The sequence below is a fragment of the Xanthomonas sp. SS genome (assembly GCF_014236835.1).
Lineage (GTDB): Bacteria > Pseudomonadota > Gammaproteobacteria > Xanthomonadales > Xanthomonadaceae > Xanthomonas_A.
This window is the reverse complement of record NZ_CP051190.1, coordinates 4,329,666-4,344,560: the sequence shown is the minus strand read 5'-3', so window position 1 is coordinate 4,344,560 and position 14,895 is coordinate 4,329,666. Positions and strand designations below refer to the sequence as shown.

The window sequence follows — 14,895 nt, the reverse complement described above, 5'->3', positions numbered from 1 at the left end:
GCGCCTAGCGCCTAGCGGTACACCAGGTGCCGCCCGACGAAGAACGACAGCACCGCCAGCAGGCCCTCGACCACCGGCTTGGCCAGCCAGGCCAGGCGCAGGCCCAGCGCGTCCACGCACAGCGACACCAGCCAGGTGCTGAGCAGGGTCATCAGGATCCACATCGCCATGAAGCGGCCGAAGCGCTGCCAGCCCAGGCGCGCGCCGTCGTCGCTGGCGAAGGTGATGCGGCCGTTGAGCCAGAAGCCGAGCAGCGCGCCGCACACGCGGCCGAGCACGTTGGCCGGGATCGGCGGCATGCCGGCGGCGGTCGCCGCGACGAACACGCTCCAGTCGATCAGCAGTTGCAGCAATCCGATCAGCACGAATTGACCGCCCTGGCGCAGCAGACTCATGGAAGCCCTGGGTTGGGATCAAGCGCGCATGCTAGCGTCTGCCACGCAGATGTAAATGCCGCGGCGTCGCGAGGCTTCGGGCGTTGCGGCACGCACACGCGGCTGCCTCTAAAATCCCCGTCAGACCCGGAATGGAACTTCCCCATGAGCCTGCCCCTGCACGTCGTGATCCTTGCCGCCGGTGCGGGCAAGCGGATGAAGTCCGCCAAGCCCAAGGTGCTGCAACCCATCGCCGGCCGGCCGATGCTGGCCCACGTGATCGAAACCGCGCGCCAGTTGCAGCCGGCGGCGATCCATGTGGTCTATGGCCATGGCGGCGACGCGGTGCGCGCGGCCTTCGGCGACCAGCCGGATCTGCTGTGGGCCGAGCAGGCGCAGCAATTGGGCACCGGGCATGCGGTGCAGCAGGCGATGGCCGCGGTGCCGGATGCGGCCACCGTGCTGGTGCTGTACGGCGACGTGCCGCTGACCCGCGCCGACACCTTGTTGCGCCTGCTGCACTCGCCGGGGCGGCTGGCGGTGCTGGTGGCCGAACCCGACGACCCCAGCGGCTATGGCCGCATCGTGCGCGACGCGGCGGGCAAGGTCGCGGCGATCGTGGAGCACAAGGATGCCGACGACGATCAGCGCCGCATCCGCGCCATCAACACCGGCATCGTCACCGCCGAATCCACCGCGCTCAAGCGCTGGCTGGCGCAATTGCGCAGCGACAACGCGCAAGGCGAGTACTACCTCACCGACGTGTTCGCCGCCGCCGCTGCCGAATTCACCCCGGCGGAGATGGTGCTGGTGGCCGATCCGATCGAGGCCGAGGGCGCCAACGACCCCTGGCAGCTGGCGCAGCTGGAGCGCGCCTGGCAGCTGCGCGCGGCGCGCGCGCTGTGCGAGCAGGGTGCGCACCTGCTGGATCCGAACCGGTTGGACCAGCGCGGCCGCGTGCGCGTGGGCCGCGACGTGTGCATCGACGTGAACGTGGTGCTGGAAGGCGAGGTGGAACTGGGCGACGGGGTCAGCATCGGTCCGTTCGTGCGGCTGAAGGACGTGGTGCTGGGGCCGGGCACCGAAGTGCGCGCGCACTGCGACCTGGAAGGCGTGGTCACCGAAGGCGCGGTGATGATCGGGCCGTTCGCGCGGCTGCGGCCGGGCACGGTGCTGGCCGACGGCGTGCACATCGGCAATTTCGTCGAGACCAAGAAGGTGGTGCTCGGCGTCGGCAGCAAGGCCAATCATCTGAGCTATCTGGGCGATGCGACCATCGGCAGCGGGGTCAATATCGGCGCCGGCACCATCACCTGCAACTACGACGGCGTGAACAAGTCGCAGACCACGATCGGCGACGACGTCTTCGTCGGCTCCAACAGCGCCCTGGTGGCACCGTTGACGATCGGTGCGGGCGCCACCATCGGCGCCGGGTCGGTGATCACGCGCGATGCGCCGGCCGGCCAGCTCACCGTGGCGCGGGCGCGGCAGGCCACGCACGAAGACTGGAAGCGGCCGAAGAAGAAATAGCCGGCAGCGGGGCGCTGGGCGGCGCGTGACAGGCATCGCAGCCGCACGCGCAGGGCCGCGCTAAGGTGGCGCGGCTGGCCGGATCCGGCGCCAGCGTCGCAACGCTCCATGGAGGTGTTCGATGTCGGTACGACGCATGCGATGGTGGGTCTTGATGGTGCTGGTGGCGGCGGGCGGCGTGCACGCGCAGACCTTCCGCCTGTACCTGGCGCCCGATGGCGACGATGCCGCGGCCGGGACCAGCGCCGCCACCGCATTGAAGACGTTGAGCGCCGCGCAGCAACGGCTGCTGGCGCAACCGCCGCCGGCGGCGGTGGAGATCGTGGTCGCGCCCGGCACCTATCTGGGCCAGTCGGTGCGCTGGACGTTCCGCAATGGCGCGCCGCTGCGCATCGTCGCCGCCTCCGGTGCGAGCACGATGCCGCACTTCGACGGACGCGGCGGCGGCACCTGGTTCACCCTGCGTGGCGGCGGCAACCAGCGCACCCAGCTGCAGTTCGTCGGCCTGGAAGTCAGCGACTACTGGATGGCGATGGACCTGGGCAGCAGCAACGCGGCCGCCGACGGCAATGCCGGCAACGAGATCCGCGGCATGCGCTTCGTCCGCATCGGCGGCATCCACGGCCAGGGCGATCCGGCGTATTCGTATGCGGCGATCCGCTTGCAGAACTCGCGCGACAACGTGATCGCCGACAACCAGTTCAGCGCGATCGAGAACAGCAAGGAAACCTCCGGCTACATCCATGCGCTGTACCTGGCGCGGCATTCGACCGGCAATACGGTCGAGGGCAACAGCTTCACCGACGTCAACGGCGACGTGGTGCGCACCCGTGATGCCTCCGACGATACCGTCGTGCGTGGCAACCACTTCGTGCGCGCCGGCAAGTACGCCGCGTTCTCCGACTGGTTCGACCCGGACCAAGGCGAATGTCCGTCGCAGGGCGGGCGCTTCGTCGACAACACGGTCGGCGCCGGTTACTACGGCGCGATTCCGGCCACGGCCACGACGGGCGCCGACGATGCCTGCGGCGCGCTGGGTACGCCGCGCATCGTCGAGAGCGGCACCGTACACGAGTAAGTGCGTGTGCACCCTGTAGGAGCGGCTTCAGCCGCGACAGACATTCCGGTAGAACCTGTCGCGGCTGAAGCCGCTCCTACAGGGGGCGTGAGGCGCTAGCTCGCCGATGCCAGCGGCAACTGCACCGCCACGCACAGCCCGCCTTCGTCGCGGTTCTGCAGCGACAGGCGGCCGCCGTGCGCTTCGACGATCTCGCGTGTCAGCGCCAGGCCCAGGCCGGTGCCGTTGCGCTTGGTCGAATAGAACGGCATCAGCGCGTTGTGCAGCACCGCTTCGTTCATGCCGCTGCCGCGGTCCAGCACCTCGATGCGCAGCCATTCGGGACGGGTGGAGACGCGGATGCGCACGCTGTCCGCCGGTGCCTGGCCCTCGGGGCTGGATTCGTGCGCGTTCTTGACCAGGTTGAGCAGCGCCTGCTGCAACTGCGCCGGATCGACCCGGCTGTGCAGGTCGGGCGCTTCCAGTTCCAGCGCGAACGGGATCTGCTGCTGCAGCCCGGCCAGGAACTGCGCCCAGTGCACGGTCTGCAACTGCGGCTGCGGCAGCTTGGCGAAGCGCGCGTAGCCGCGGATGAAGCCTTCCAGGTGCCGCGCGCGCTCCTCGATGGTGCCGAACACTTCTTCCAGCCGTTCCACCTTCTGCCGCCGCACCAACTCGGCGCCGGAGTGTGCCAGCGAGGCGATCGGCGCCAGCGAGTTGTTCAATTCGTGGCTGATCACCCGGATCACCTTCTTCCAGGTATGCACTTCCTGGCGGCGCAGCTCGGCGGTGAGCAGGCGGATCAGCAGCAGTTCGTGCGGACGGCCGTTGAGGCGGAAGCGGCGCCGCGACAGGTGGTAGACCTGCTCCTCTTCCGGGTCCTCGTCGTCGTCGATGGTGAACAGGCTGTCGCCGCCGCGCGCCACGGCCTCGCGCAGCGCCGGCGGCATGCCCAGCAACAGGTCGTCCAGGCGCTGGCCTTCCAGTTTCCAGCCGCCGTGCAGCAGCTTGCGCGCGGCCAGGTTGGAGAACACCACGCGGCGCAGGCCGTCGCCGCCGTTGGAGGTCAGCAGCATCGCCACCGGGGTGTTCTGCACCATGGTGTCGAGCATCAGTTCGCGCTGCGCCAGGCCCTGGCGTTGCTCGCGCAGGATCTCGCCCAGCTGCCGGTGCGCGGCGACCATCTCGCCCAGTTCGTCGTCGCCGCGCCAGTGCACGCCGAAGTTGTATTCGCCGTCGCGGTAGCTGCTGACGGTGCCGGCCAGGGCGCGGAACAGCGAGCGCATCGGCGCGGTGGCGCGGCGCAGCGTCCACCACATCAGCGCCAGCAGCGACAGCGCCGAGAACGTCACCACTTCCCAGCCGCGGTCCATCCAGTACGCCAGCAGCCACGGCATCGCCGCGGCCAGCGCCAGCACCGGCAACAGGCGCAGGAACAGGCCGACGGTGAAGGAGCGGCGCAGTTTCATTCGCGCGGGATTCCGTAGCGGTCCATGCGCCGGTACAGCGCCTGCCGGCTCATGCCCAATTCGGCCGCGGCCTGGGCGATGACGCCGTTGGCGCGGCCAAGCACTGCGACGATGCGCTCGCGGTCCGGTTCGGCGCCGGGCGCGGGACGCTGCGCTGCGGGCTTGGGCAGGTTGAGGTCGGCGGCCTCGATCAGGCGGCCGCCGGCCAGCAGTTCGGCGCGCTGGACGACGTTGCGCAGCTCGCGCACGTTGCCGGGCCAGGCATGCCGCTGCAGCGCCTGCGCGGCGCCGGCCGACAGCGCCTTGGCGCCGGACAGGAAGTGCTCGGCCAGCGGCAGGATGTCGCCGGGGCGGTCGGCCAGCGCCGGCAGCGACAGTTCCACCGCGTTGAGCCGGTAGTACAGATCCTCGCGGAAGCTGCCTTCGCGGATCATCGTGGTCAGGTCGGCATTGGTGGCGCTGATCACCCGCACCTTGACCTGGCGCTCGCGGTTGGAGCCGAGCCGTTCGAAGCGCCCGGTCTCCAGCACGCGCAGCAGTTTCATCTGCCCGGCCAGCGACAGGTTGCCGATCTCGTCCAGGAACAGGGTGCCGCCGTCGGCGGCCTCGAACTTGCCTTCGCGGACCTTGTTGGCGCCGGTGTAGGCGCCGGCCTCGGCGCCGAACAACTCGGCTTCGATCAGCTCGGCCGGAATCGCGCCGCAGTTCAGCGCCACGAACGGGCCCTGCCGCATCGGCGAGTTGGCCTGGACGATCTCGGCGATCTTCTCCTTGCCGCTGCCGTTGGGGCCGGTGATCAGCACCGGCAGTTCCGAGCGCGCGACCTGGCAGGCCAGGGCGATGGCGCGCTCGCTGGCCGGGTCGGCGAACACCGCGCCGCGCAGGTCGTAGCGCTGCGCCAGCTGCTGGCGATGGCGGCGTTCGCCCTCGCGGCGCCGTTCCAGTTCGCGCCGCGCCTCGGACAGTTCCAGCAGGTTGTTGACCGTGGTCAGCAGCTTGCGGTCGTCCCAGGGTTTGGCCAGATAGTCGGCGGCGCCGGCCTTGACCAGTTCCACCGCGCTGCTGAGCTGGGTCCAGGCGGTGAGCAGGATCACCGGCAGGTCCGGGTGGCGCGCGCGGATCGCATCGAAAAGCGCCACGCCTTCCTCGCCCGAGGTGGTGTCGGCGGTGAAGTTCATGTCCTGCAGCACCAGGTCGATATCGCCCTCGGCCAGGCGCTGCAGCCCGGCATCGGGGCTGTCCGCATGCACTGTCTCGATGTCGTGCAGCGAGAACAGCACTTCCAGCGCGGTGGCGACGGCGGGGTTGTCGTCGATGATCAGGATGCAGGGCATCGGGAACCTTGTCGGATGGCTTGGGCGGAACGGGCGAATGCCGGACGAAGCGGCATCATCGCAGTCCCGGTGTGGCTTGTCGTGTGCGTCAGCTGCCGCCGGCATGCGGCCGCTGCCACTGCGGGCGCGCGCGACGTGGCGACCACGCGCATGCGCATCACCGATACGCCGCAGGCGACAGCCGCGCCGCGCGGACCGCCGGCCCGCGCATCGCCAGCCAGCCGGCAGCGAGCAACAGCAACGCGATGGCCAGGGCGGACAGTGGCGGCGGCGACAGCGCTGCGGCATCCGGCAAGACCCGGCGCAACAGCGCGGCGACACCCGCGCCGATGGCGAGGCCCAGGCCGCACAGCAGCAGGTTCTCGTGATGCAGCTGCCGGCGGATCTGCGCCGCGCGCGCGCCCAGCGCACGCCGCAACGCGATCTGCCGGTAACGCTGGCGCACCATCAGCTCGCTGATGGCGTAGACCGTCGCGGTCGTGGCGAGCAGCCACAGCGCCGCACCTGCAGCCAGCAGCATCAGCCGCTGGCGATGCTGGCGCCGTTGCTGCGAGCGCAGTTCGTCGGCGCTGCCCAGGTCGTGCATTCGCCCCGCTGCGATCCGCTGCACATCGGCCCACAGGCGCGCGCGGACCTGCACCGGATCGCCGTGCGCGACGCGCAGAACATACAGCGCGTCGCCGTCATCGCGCAGGCGCAGCGCCAGGATGGCGCCGTCCTCGTCGCCGGCGCCTGGCGCGCGCAGCCGCTCGACGATGCCGACCACCCGCGCCGGCGACCGGCCGCCCAGATACACCGCCTGTCCCACTGCGTCGCGGCCGGGGAACAGTCTCGCTGCCAGCGACTGGGTCAGGATCACCCGCTGCGCCAGGTCCAGCGCGGTGGGCGAGGTGAGGTCGCGGTACTCGTCGCTGGCGAAATCGCGGCCGCGCTGCAGGCGCAGGCCCAGCGCGGCCAGCAGTCCGGGACCGCCGAGGTAGGTGGTCACGCGGAACTGTCCGCCGGCACCGTCGGCGCGCGGTCCCATCAGCGTGTTCCACTGCTCGGGTCCGAACGGCAGCTGATTGATCGCCGCCACGTGCAGGACGCCGGGGATCGCACCCAATGCCGCGGCCTGGCGCTGCGCTTGCGCGGCGGACACGCGGCCGTTGAGCCGCAGCGTCAGCAGATCCGCGTCGTCGTCGATGCCGCTGGAGGCGTGCATCCGCGCATGCGCCTGGAACGCCAGCGTGCCCATGGCGAGCAGCACCGGATAGCCGAGCGCCATCTGCAGCACGATCAGCGCCGCCAGCAGCGGGTGCCTGCACGGCGAGATCAGCAATCGATCCATGCGCCGGATGGTCCCCGCTCAGGCGCTGCGCGTGGCCACCGCCGGCGGCACGCGGGTGGCGCGGCGCGCCGGCCCGAGTACCGCGAGCTGGCCGAGCAGCCACAGCGCCAGCGCGCCGACCGGCAGGTACCACAGCGGCAGCCGCGGCAGTTCGTAGGCGCTCATCAGGTACAGGTTGGCGGCATAGGCCAGCAGCATGCCCAGGCCGATCCCGGCGCTGGCGAGCAGGAAGTTCTCCAGCTGGAAATAGCGCAACACTTGCCCGCGGGTGGCGCCGAGCGCGCGGCGCACGCCGATCTGCTTGGTGCGCTGCTGCACCCAGAAGCTGGCCAGGCCGACGATGCCCAGCGCGGTGATCAACAGCAGCATCGCGCACACCGCGACCAGCAGCCAGGCCATCGCGCGGTCGTTGCGGTAGTAGTGCGCGCGCGCCTGCTCCAGGGACACGCTGCTCTTGTCGCGGATCATGCGCCGCGGCCCGTGCGCGAGCAGCAGCTTGCGCGCCTGCTGCTGCACCGCCTCGCGCTGCGCCGGGTCGTCCACGCGCAGCACGTAGGTGCCGCGGGTGTAGGGCATGTTCACCGGGAACAGCATCGCGCTTTCGTAGTCCATCGCCGAGCCGTAGTCGCGGGGTTGGACCAGGCGTTCGACCACGCCCACCACCCGTTGCTGGCCGTACACGTAGATCGATTTGCCGATCGCCGACTGCCCGGGGAACAGGCGCTGGGCCAGGGTCCGGCTCAGGATCACCGACGGCACCACGGCCTTGTCGTTCGGGTCCATCAGGTGCGCGTAGTCGAGGATCTCGTCTGCGTTGAAGCGGCGGCCCTCCACCAGTTTCAGGCCCAGCGTGTCGAGCAACTGCGCGTCGCCGAAGTAGTTGGTGGCGCTCAGCGTGGCGCGTTGCTGGTCCGGGCCGAGCGAGACGCCGCTGGAGCCGATCGAGCTGCCGAACAGCGGCTGGTTGACGACGCTGGCGTTGCGCACGCCGGGAATGCGCCGCAGCGCATCCAGGTCCGCGCGGGTGAGCGCGGCGGCATCGCTTTGCCCGAGGACGTTGCCGACCTTGACGTAGACCAGCTGCGATTCCGCTGCGCCGGTGGGGCGCTGGATGTTGTGCAGGCGCGTGCCGATCAGGAACAGCGCGTTGCAGACCACGGCGCAACTGAAGGCGATCTCCAGCACGATGAGCAGTGCGGCGATCTTGTGCTTGCGCAAGCTGGAGAGGATGGGGCGGATATGCACGGGAACGTTCCTGATGGGAAGGAGGGTGCGCGGCGCGTCACTGCGACTTGAGTTGCAGGGCGGTCTGCACGCGCATGGCCTGCCACGCCGGCAGCGCGCCGGCCAGCAGGCTGCTGCCCAGGGTCAGCGCCAGTGCGGTCAGCAGCATGCTGCCGTCCATGTGCGCCAGCCCGGCATAGTCGGCCGGCTGCTGCCGCACCAGCCACAGGCCGATCCAGGCGAACAGCAGGCCGATCGCGCCGCCAACCGTGCCGATCATTGCCGCTTCCACCAGGTGCTGGGCGAAGATCGCCCGGCGCGATGCGCCGAGCGCCCGCCGCACGCCGATCTCGCCGCCCTGGCGCAGGAACTTGGCCAGCATCAGGCCGACGGTGTTGAGCAGGCAGATGCCGAGGAACACCAGCGCCAGCCACAGCTGCAGGCGCACGTCGGCGGGCACTGCGTGATTGCGGTCCAGCCAGGTCATCACGTCGCTCAGGCGCGCATCGGCCGGATGGCTGAAACGGCCGGCATCGTGTTGCTGGCGCGCGTAGCTGTCCAGGTAATCGCGGTAGGCGGTGCGCTTGCCGGCGTCGGCGAGTTCCACCCAGTACTGGATCCACGCGCACGGCGCGTTCTCGCTGTCTTGGCCATCGCCGCTGCTGCCCCAGCACTCCATGCTGCCGCTCGCTCCCATCTGCAGGTCGCGCGAGGTCGAGAACGGAATGAAGATGTCCTCGCTGTCGCCGTATTCGGTGTTGGTCAGGTCGTAGAAGCGCGGGTTCATGCTCCAGTCTTCGGTAACGCCGACGATGCGCAGCATGTTTTCGCCGACCTGCAGGTCGCGCCCGGTGCTGTCCACGTCGCCGAACAATTGATCGTTGAGCTTGCGCGAGAGCACCGCCACGCGCGCGCGCCGCGTGTCGTCCTCGGCGGTCCAGGCGTGGCCATAGCGCATCGGGACCGCGAACATCGGGAAGAAGTCGGCCGAGGTGAAGCGTGCTTCGACGTGGGACGGCGTCTGTTCGGCCTTGACCGGCACCACGTTCACGCCGCCGGCGGACATCATCGCCTGGTGGTCGCCGCGCTTGTCGCGCAACAGCGCTTCGGCGTCGCGGCGGGTCAGCTGCAGCGGTTCGGTCGCGCCCGGTTCGTACTTTTCGTCCGGATAGACGTTCATCTCCACGTAGAACAGCTGCGCGCTCTTGCCCGGGATCGGGTCGGCGGCCAGCACGTGGAACACGGTCAGCGTGGTCATCGACGCGCCGATGCCGACCGCGATGGCGAGCACCATCAATGCGGTCAGCAGCCGGTTGCGGCCGAAGCTGTGCAACGCCAGTTTGCAGTAGTAGCCGAACATGGGAAGTCCTGGGGAAAAAAAGGGCCGGCATGACGCCGGCCAAAGGGGACGCTTCAAGCGCTACGCGTGGCCACCGCCGGCGGCACCGCCGCGGCGCGGCGCGCCGGCGCGAACACCGCGATCTGGCCGAGCAGCCACAGCGTGAGCGCGCCGAACGGCAGGTAGTACAGCGGCAGCCGCGGCAGTTCGTACTTGCCCATCAGCCACTGGTTGATCGCGTAGGCCAGCAGCATGCCGAGCACGATGCCGGTGCTGGCCAGCAGGAAGTTCTCGGTCTGGAAGTAGCGCAGGATCTGCCCGCGGGTGGCGCCGAGCGCGCGGCGGATGCCGATCTGCTTGGTGCGCTGCTGCACCCAGAAGCTGGCCAGGCCGACGATGCCCAGCGCGGTCACGATCAGCAACGCGATGCACACCGCGCCGAGCAGCCACACCATCGCGCGATCGCCCTGGAAGTAGTCGTCGCGGATTTCGGCGTAGGTCTGCTGCTTCAGCACCAGCCGGCTGTTGTCCACCTTCATCAGCGCCGCGGTCGCCGCGGCGAGCACTTCCTGGCGCCGTGCGGGATCGGTGACCCGCACGACATAAAGGCCATCTGGGTAGTTGACGCGCAGCGGCAGCAGCATCGCGTACTCGATCTCGGCCAGGCCGCTGGCCGGATTCGGCCGCGCCAGCGTCTCGACGACACCGACCACACGCAACGGTACCGTTCCTGTGTATACGGTCTTGCCCAACGCATTCTGGCCGGGGAACAGCTTTTCCGCGGTGGCGCGATTGAGGATCACCGAGGTGCCCTTGTCCTGCGCCGCTTTGTCTTTCCGCACGGCTTCTTGGTCGAGGTATTCGTCGGGAGCGAAATCGCGCCCGGCCGCCAGCCGTAGGCCCAGGGTCTGCAGCGCACCTTCCTCGGCCAGGTACTGCGCCGCGTTGAGGGAGGGCCGCTCCTGGTCCGGCGTCAGGGCCACGCTCGTGTTCTGGGAGTAGTGCACGAACGGTACCTGGTTGAGCATGGTCGCGTTGCGCACACCCGGCACCGCGCGCAACGCGGCCAGGTCCTCGCGGGTGCGCGCGGCGGCGTTGACCTGCTGGCCGATGCCGCCGAGTGAGATCGTCACCAATTCCTGTTCGGCGATGCCGCTGGGTCGGTGCAGGGTCTCGATGCGATTGCCGATCAGGAACAGCGCGTTGCACACGATCGCGCAAGCCAGCGCGATCTCGAGCACGATCAGCGCGGCGGCGGTCTTGTGCCGGCGCAGGGTGGAAAGGATGGGGCGGATGTCCATGGCGGTAACCTTGTGAGGGACCTTCGTTGGCGGTCTGCCCGCCGCGGTGCGGCAGGCGTGGTGGTCAGGACGATTTGAGCTGCAGTGCCGGCGCGACCTGAATCGCGCGCCAGGACGGCAACAGGCCGGCCAGCAGGCTGGCGGCCAGGGCCAGGGCGAAGGTCAGCGCCAGCATCGTCGGATCCAGGTGAGCCAGCTTGGCGTAGCTGGTGGGCTGCTGGCGGACCGCCCATAGCCCGAGGACGGCCAGGCCGAGACCGGCGATGCCGCCGGCCAGACCGATGGTGCCGGCCTCCACCAGGCACTGCGCGAAGATCGCGCGGCGCGAGGCGCCCAACGCGCGGCGCACGCCGATCTCGCCGCTGCGGCGCAGGAACTTGGCCAGCAGCAGGCCGACGGTGTTGAGCAGGCACACCAGCAGGAAGCCCATCGCCAGCCACAGCTGCAGGCGCACGTCGCCCGGCACCACCTGCCGGTTGTCCAGCCACTGCATCACGTTGCGCAGGCGCACGTTGTTCGGCCGCTCGAAGCGGCCGCCGGCGCGCTGCTGGTTGGAATAGTTCTCGAGGTAGGCCTTGTAGTCGGCGGCCTGCGCCGGGGTTTCCAGTTCCACCCAATACTGGATCCAGGTGCACTGAGCGTTGAGCGAGGTGATCGGATCGTCGCTGGGGCCTTTGCCGAAGCAGTTCAGGCTGCCGTTGCGATCCATATTCAGGTCCATCGCCACCGAGAACGGCAGGTAGGCCTGTTCGTCCGAACCGTAGGTGTTGGTGATGTCGTAGAAGCGCGGATTGGGGGCCCAGGTGTCGAGCACGCCGACGATGCGGAAGGTGTTCTGGTCCATGCGCAGTTCGCGGCCGACGCTGTCGGCGCCGTCGTACAGTTTTTCGTTGAGCTTCTTGCTGATGACCACCACGCGCTCGTGGCGCTCGTCTTCCGTGCCGGTCCAGCCATGGCCGTACAGGAACGGGGTGTCGAACATCGGGAAGAAGTCCGCCGAGGTGAAGCGCACTTCCGACTTGAACGGTTTCAGCCCGCTCTTGAGCGGTTCCACCGCCACCGATCCGCCAGTCATCAGCGCCTGCCGCTTGGCCCGCTTCTCGCGCAGCAGCGCTTCGGCGTCGTAGCGCGTGTTCTGGAAGTCCGGTTCCTCGCCGGGCTGGAAGCCAGCCTTCGGCTGCGCATCCACCTGCACGTAGAACAGCCGGTCGCTCTTCTGCGGGATCGGGTCGCCCGAGAGCACGTAGAACACGGTCAGCGTGGTCATGCTGGCGCCGATGCCCAGCGCGATGGCCAGCACCATCAGCGCGGTGAGGACCTTGTTGCGGCGGAAGCTGCGCAAGGCGAGGCGGAAGTAATAGCCGAACATGGGTGGCTCCGGGTCAGGCGCTACGGGTGGCGGTGGCGGGTGGGACGGCGGCGGCGCGCAGTGCGGGGCCGAGGACGGCGAGCTGGCCGAGCAGCCATACCGCCACGATGCCGGTGAGCACCGTAGGCGAGGACAGCCGCTCCAGTTCGAAGCGTTGCATCAGCCATTGGTTCATGACGTAGGCGAGAACGGCGCCCAGCGCGGCGCCGCCGCCGACGATCAGGAAGTTTTCCAGCTGGACGTAGCCCATGATGTCGCGGCGGGTGGCGCCGATGGCGCGGCGGATGCCGATCTGCCGGGTGCGCTGCTGTACCCAGAAACTGGCCAGCCCGCCGATGCCCAACGCGGTGACGGTGAGCAGGATCACGATGATCGCCAGCAGCATGCGCGCCACTGCGCTGTCGCTCCTGAAATAGTCGGCGCGCAGTTCCTGCATGGTGGCGACCTGGTGTTGCACATAGGTCGGGTTGGCATGCTGCATCGCCGCCGCCGCGCGTTGCAGGACCTGCGGCAGTTGCCCCGGTTTGCTGCGGATCAGATAGCCGCCGCCCCAGCCTTCGGCGCTGACGCGCAGTTCGGTCAGCAGCGCGTCTGCATCGTCGTCGTGGCCGGCGATCACGCCACGCAGCGGTGCCATCACCCCAACGACATCCAGCCGTACCGCCTGGTTCCACATCGTGGTGTAGATCTTCTGCCCCAGCGGCGAAACGCCAGGAAACAACTTGGCAGCCAGCGACGGGGTGATCAGCGTCGGCAGCTGTCGCTCGCCATGGTTGGTGTCCGCGAACGTCTCGGCGGCAGCCGGCAGCTCGGCGTCGTGCAGGTCGCGGCCGGCGACGATGCGGATGCCCAGGGCGCGGTTCAGGCCCTGGCTGCCGGAGAACAGCGTCGCGTGCGCCGCCGGTTGCGTCGCCTGCGCTTCCCGGAACAGTTGCACCCGATTCGGATTCCACAGCGGCGGTGCGCCAAAGGCGGCCGCTTCCACACCGGGCACCGCTTGCAACACATCCAGGCTGCGCCCGACGCTGCTCTTGCTGTCTTGCTCGCCGATCACGGAGATGCTCTGGATCAGGCCGATGTCCTGCTCCATCACCCCGGTCGGCGTGTCCACCCGCTGGTAGGTGCGCGCGATGATGAACACCAGGTTGCACAGCACCGCCAGGGTCAGGGCGATCTGCAAGACCATCAACACCACCGCGGCACGATGGCTGCCCAGCGCGGAAAGAATGGGGCGTGCGTGTCTCAGCGCGGTCATAGCGATTTCACCTGCAGGGCGGGAGCGATGCGCGAAGCGCGCCATGCGGGCCACACGCCGGCCGCCAGGGCAGACAGCACCGCCACGGCCAGCGCGAGCGCAAGCAGCGATGGGTCGGCGTGCGCCTGTTGGGCGTAGGCCACCGGTTGCTGGCGCACCAGCCACAGGCCGATCCAGGTCAGCGGGATGCCGAGCAGTCCGCCGAGGCAGCCGATCAGCCCGGATTCGGCCAGGCATTGCAGGAACACCGCGCGGCGGCTGGCGCCCAGCGCGCGGCGCACGCCGATCTCAGCGGCTTTGCGCATGAACTTGGCGACCAGCAGGCCGACCGCATTGAGCAGGCACACCAGCAGCACGCCGAAGCCGATCCAGCTCTGCATGCGCACGGTGGCCGGCACCACGCGCTTGTAGTCGAGCCAGTCGAGCAGATCGCGCAGGCGTGTGTTGGGTGCGCGTTCGAACCGGCCCAACTGGCGTTGCTGCGCGCTGTAGTCGTCCAGCGCGGTGCGGTAACGCTGGACCTGCGCCGGCGTGTGCAGTTGCACCCAATACTGCACCCAGGTGCATTGCGCGCTCTTGGGATTGTGCAGCCCCGCTTCCTGGTCCCGGCCCCAGCACTGCATCGGCCCATAGCCGTAGTCCTGGGGCAGGTCCAGCCAGGTCTCGAACGGCACGTACAGCGCTTCCGGCGCCTTGTACGCGCCCGAGTTGAGATCGTAGAAACGCGGCTGCGCATCCCAGCTGTCGATCACCCCGATCACCCGGAACGGGCGGGTGGCGATGGTCAGGGTCTTGCCGACGCTGTCGGCGCCGCCGAACAGGGTGTCGTTGAGCGTGCGGGTCAGCACCACGACCTGCGCGCGCTGCGCATCGTCGCCACGGCTCCAGCCGCTGCCGTAGAGGAAGCGCATGCCGAACATCGCGAACAGGTCGGCGGTCGCGGCGCGGGTGGTGAGCATGCGCAAGGGGCTGTCCGCCACGGTCTGGCGGACCGGCAGCCAATTCGCGCTGGTCATGGTCTGCGCCGGCGCAGCGTGCAGCCGGTACAGCGCGTTCGCGTCCTGCCAGGTCAGTTCGTCGGGCGGCTCCTGGTCGGCACCCGGCAGGTCGCGCGGACGCGGGTCCAGTTGCGGATGGAACAGCGTGGCGCTGCGGCCGGGCAGCGGATCGCCGGACAGCGTATGCAGCACCGTCAGCATGGTCATCGAGGCGCCGATGCCCAGCGCCACGGCCAGCACCATCAGCGTGGTGAGGATCTTGTTGCGGCCGAAGCTGCGCAAGGCGAGGTGGAGGTAGTAACCGAACATCGTGGG

The 14,895-nt window shown here is 69.3% G+C and carries 12 protein-coding genes; 2 read left to right on the top strand and 10 right to left on the bottom strand.

Translation table 11 applies throughout. The annotated features are described in order from the left end of the window. Positions 1–11 precede the first annotated feature (11 nt). A complete protein-coding gene (locus HEP74_RS18235) occupies positions 12–395 on the bottom strand; it encodes a GtrA family protein (RefSeq protein ID WP_185814062.1) in 384 nt (127 codons plus the stop codon). A 144-nt stretch (positions 396–539) separates the two neighbouring features. On the opposite strand from HEP74_RS18235, the gene glmU reads away from it, so the two are divergent. Both glmU and HEP74_RS18225 read left to right on the top strand, forming a co-directional pair. Further along, the gene (glmU, locus tag HEP74_RS18230) at positions 540–1,904 is read left to right on the top strand and encodes a bifunctional UDP-N-acetylglucosamine diphosphorylase/glucosamine-1-phosphate N-acetyltransferase GlmU (protein ID WP_185814061.1); all 1,365 of its coding nucleotides are present in this window, start codon (positions 540–542) and stop codon (positions 1,902–1,904) included. A gap of 121 nt (positions 1,905–2,025) precedes the next feature. Then, positions 2,026–2,982, top strand: coding sequence for a right-handed parallel beta-helix repeat-containing protein (locus tag HEP74_RS18225; RefSeq protein WP_185814060.1), 957 nt, complete (start codon positions 2,026–2,028; stop codon positions 2,980–2,982). Between the two features lie 95 nt (positions 2,983–3,077). Here the strand turns inward: HEP74_RS18225 and HEP74_RS18220 are convergent, their stop codons facing one another. The 9 genes from HEP74_RS18220 to HEP74_RS18180 all read right to left on the bottom strand — a co-directional run bounded on the left by HEP74_RS18220 (position 3,078) and on the right by HEP74_RS18180 (position 14,889). After that, positions 3,078–4,430 (bottom strand): sensor histidine kinase, encoded by a 1,353-nt coding sequence (locus tag HEP74_RS18220; protein ID WP_185814059.1) that lies wholly within the window; start codon positions 4,428–4,430, stop codon positions 3,078–3,080. After that, the gene (locus tag HEP74_RS18215) at positions 4,427–5,764 is read right to left on the bottom strand and encodes a sigma-54-dependent transcriptional regulator (RefSeq protein WP_185814058.1); all 1,338 of its coding nucleotides are present in this window, start codon (positions 5,762–5,764) and stop codon (positions 4,427–4,429) included. The genes HEP74_RS18220 and HEP74_RS18215 overlap by 4 nt, the downstream gene beginning before the upstream one ends. Positions 5,765–5,921: 157 nt before the next feature. Beyond that, positions 5,922–7,094, bottom strand: coding sequence for an ABC transporter permease (locus HEP74_RS18210; RefSeq protein WP_185814057.1), 1,173 nt, complete (start codon positions 7,092–7,094; stop codon positions 5,922–5,924). Between the two features lie 18 nt (positions 7,095–7,112). Continuing rightward, complete coding sequence (locus HEP74_RS18205) at positions 7,113–8,339, bottom strand: ABC transporter permease (protein WP_185814056.1); 1,227 nt, start codon at positions 8,337–8,339, stop codon at positions 7,113–7,115. Positions 8,340–8,376: 37 nt separating this feature from the next. Further along, the gene (locus HEP74_RS18200; RefSeq protein ID WP_185814055.1) at positions 8,377–9,678 is read right to left on the bottom strand and encodes an ABC transporter permease; all 1,302 of its coding nucleotides are present in this window, start codon (positions 9,676–9,678) and stop codon (positions 8,377–8,379) included. A 53-nt stretch (positions 9,679–9,731) separates the two neighbouring features. Continuing rightward, complete coding sequence (locus tag HEP74_RS18195; RefSeq protein WP_185814054.1) at positions 9,732–10,958, bottom strand: ABC transporter permease; 1,227 nt, start codon at positions 10,956–10,958, stop codon at positions 9,732–9,734. A 64-nt stretch (positions 10,959–11,022) separates the two neighbouring features. Beyond that, positions 11,023–12,327, bottom strand: coding sequence for an ABC transporter permease (locus HEP74_RS18190; RefSeq protein WP_185814053.1), 1,305 nt, complete (start codon positions 12,325–12,327; stop codon positions 11,023–11,025). A gap of 13 nt (positions 12,328–12,340) precedes the next feature. Next, positions 12,341–13,582, bottom strand: a complete 1,242-nt coding sequence (locus HEP74_RS18185) for an ABC transporter permease (RefSeq protein ID WP_185814052.1) — start codon at positions 13,580–13,582, stop codon at positions 12,341–12,343. After that, positions 13,579–14,889, bottom strand: a complete 1,311-nt coding sequence (locus HEP74_RS18180) for an ABC transporter permease (RefSeq protein WP_185814051.1) — start codon at positions 14,887–14,889, stop codon at positions 13,579–13,581. Before HEP74_RS18180 ends, HEP74_RS18185 begins: the two co-directional genes overlap by 4 nt. Positions 14,890–14,895 lie beyond the last annotated feature (6 nt).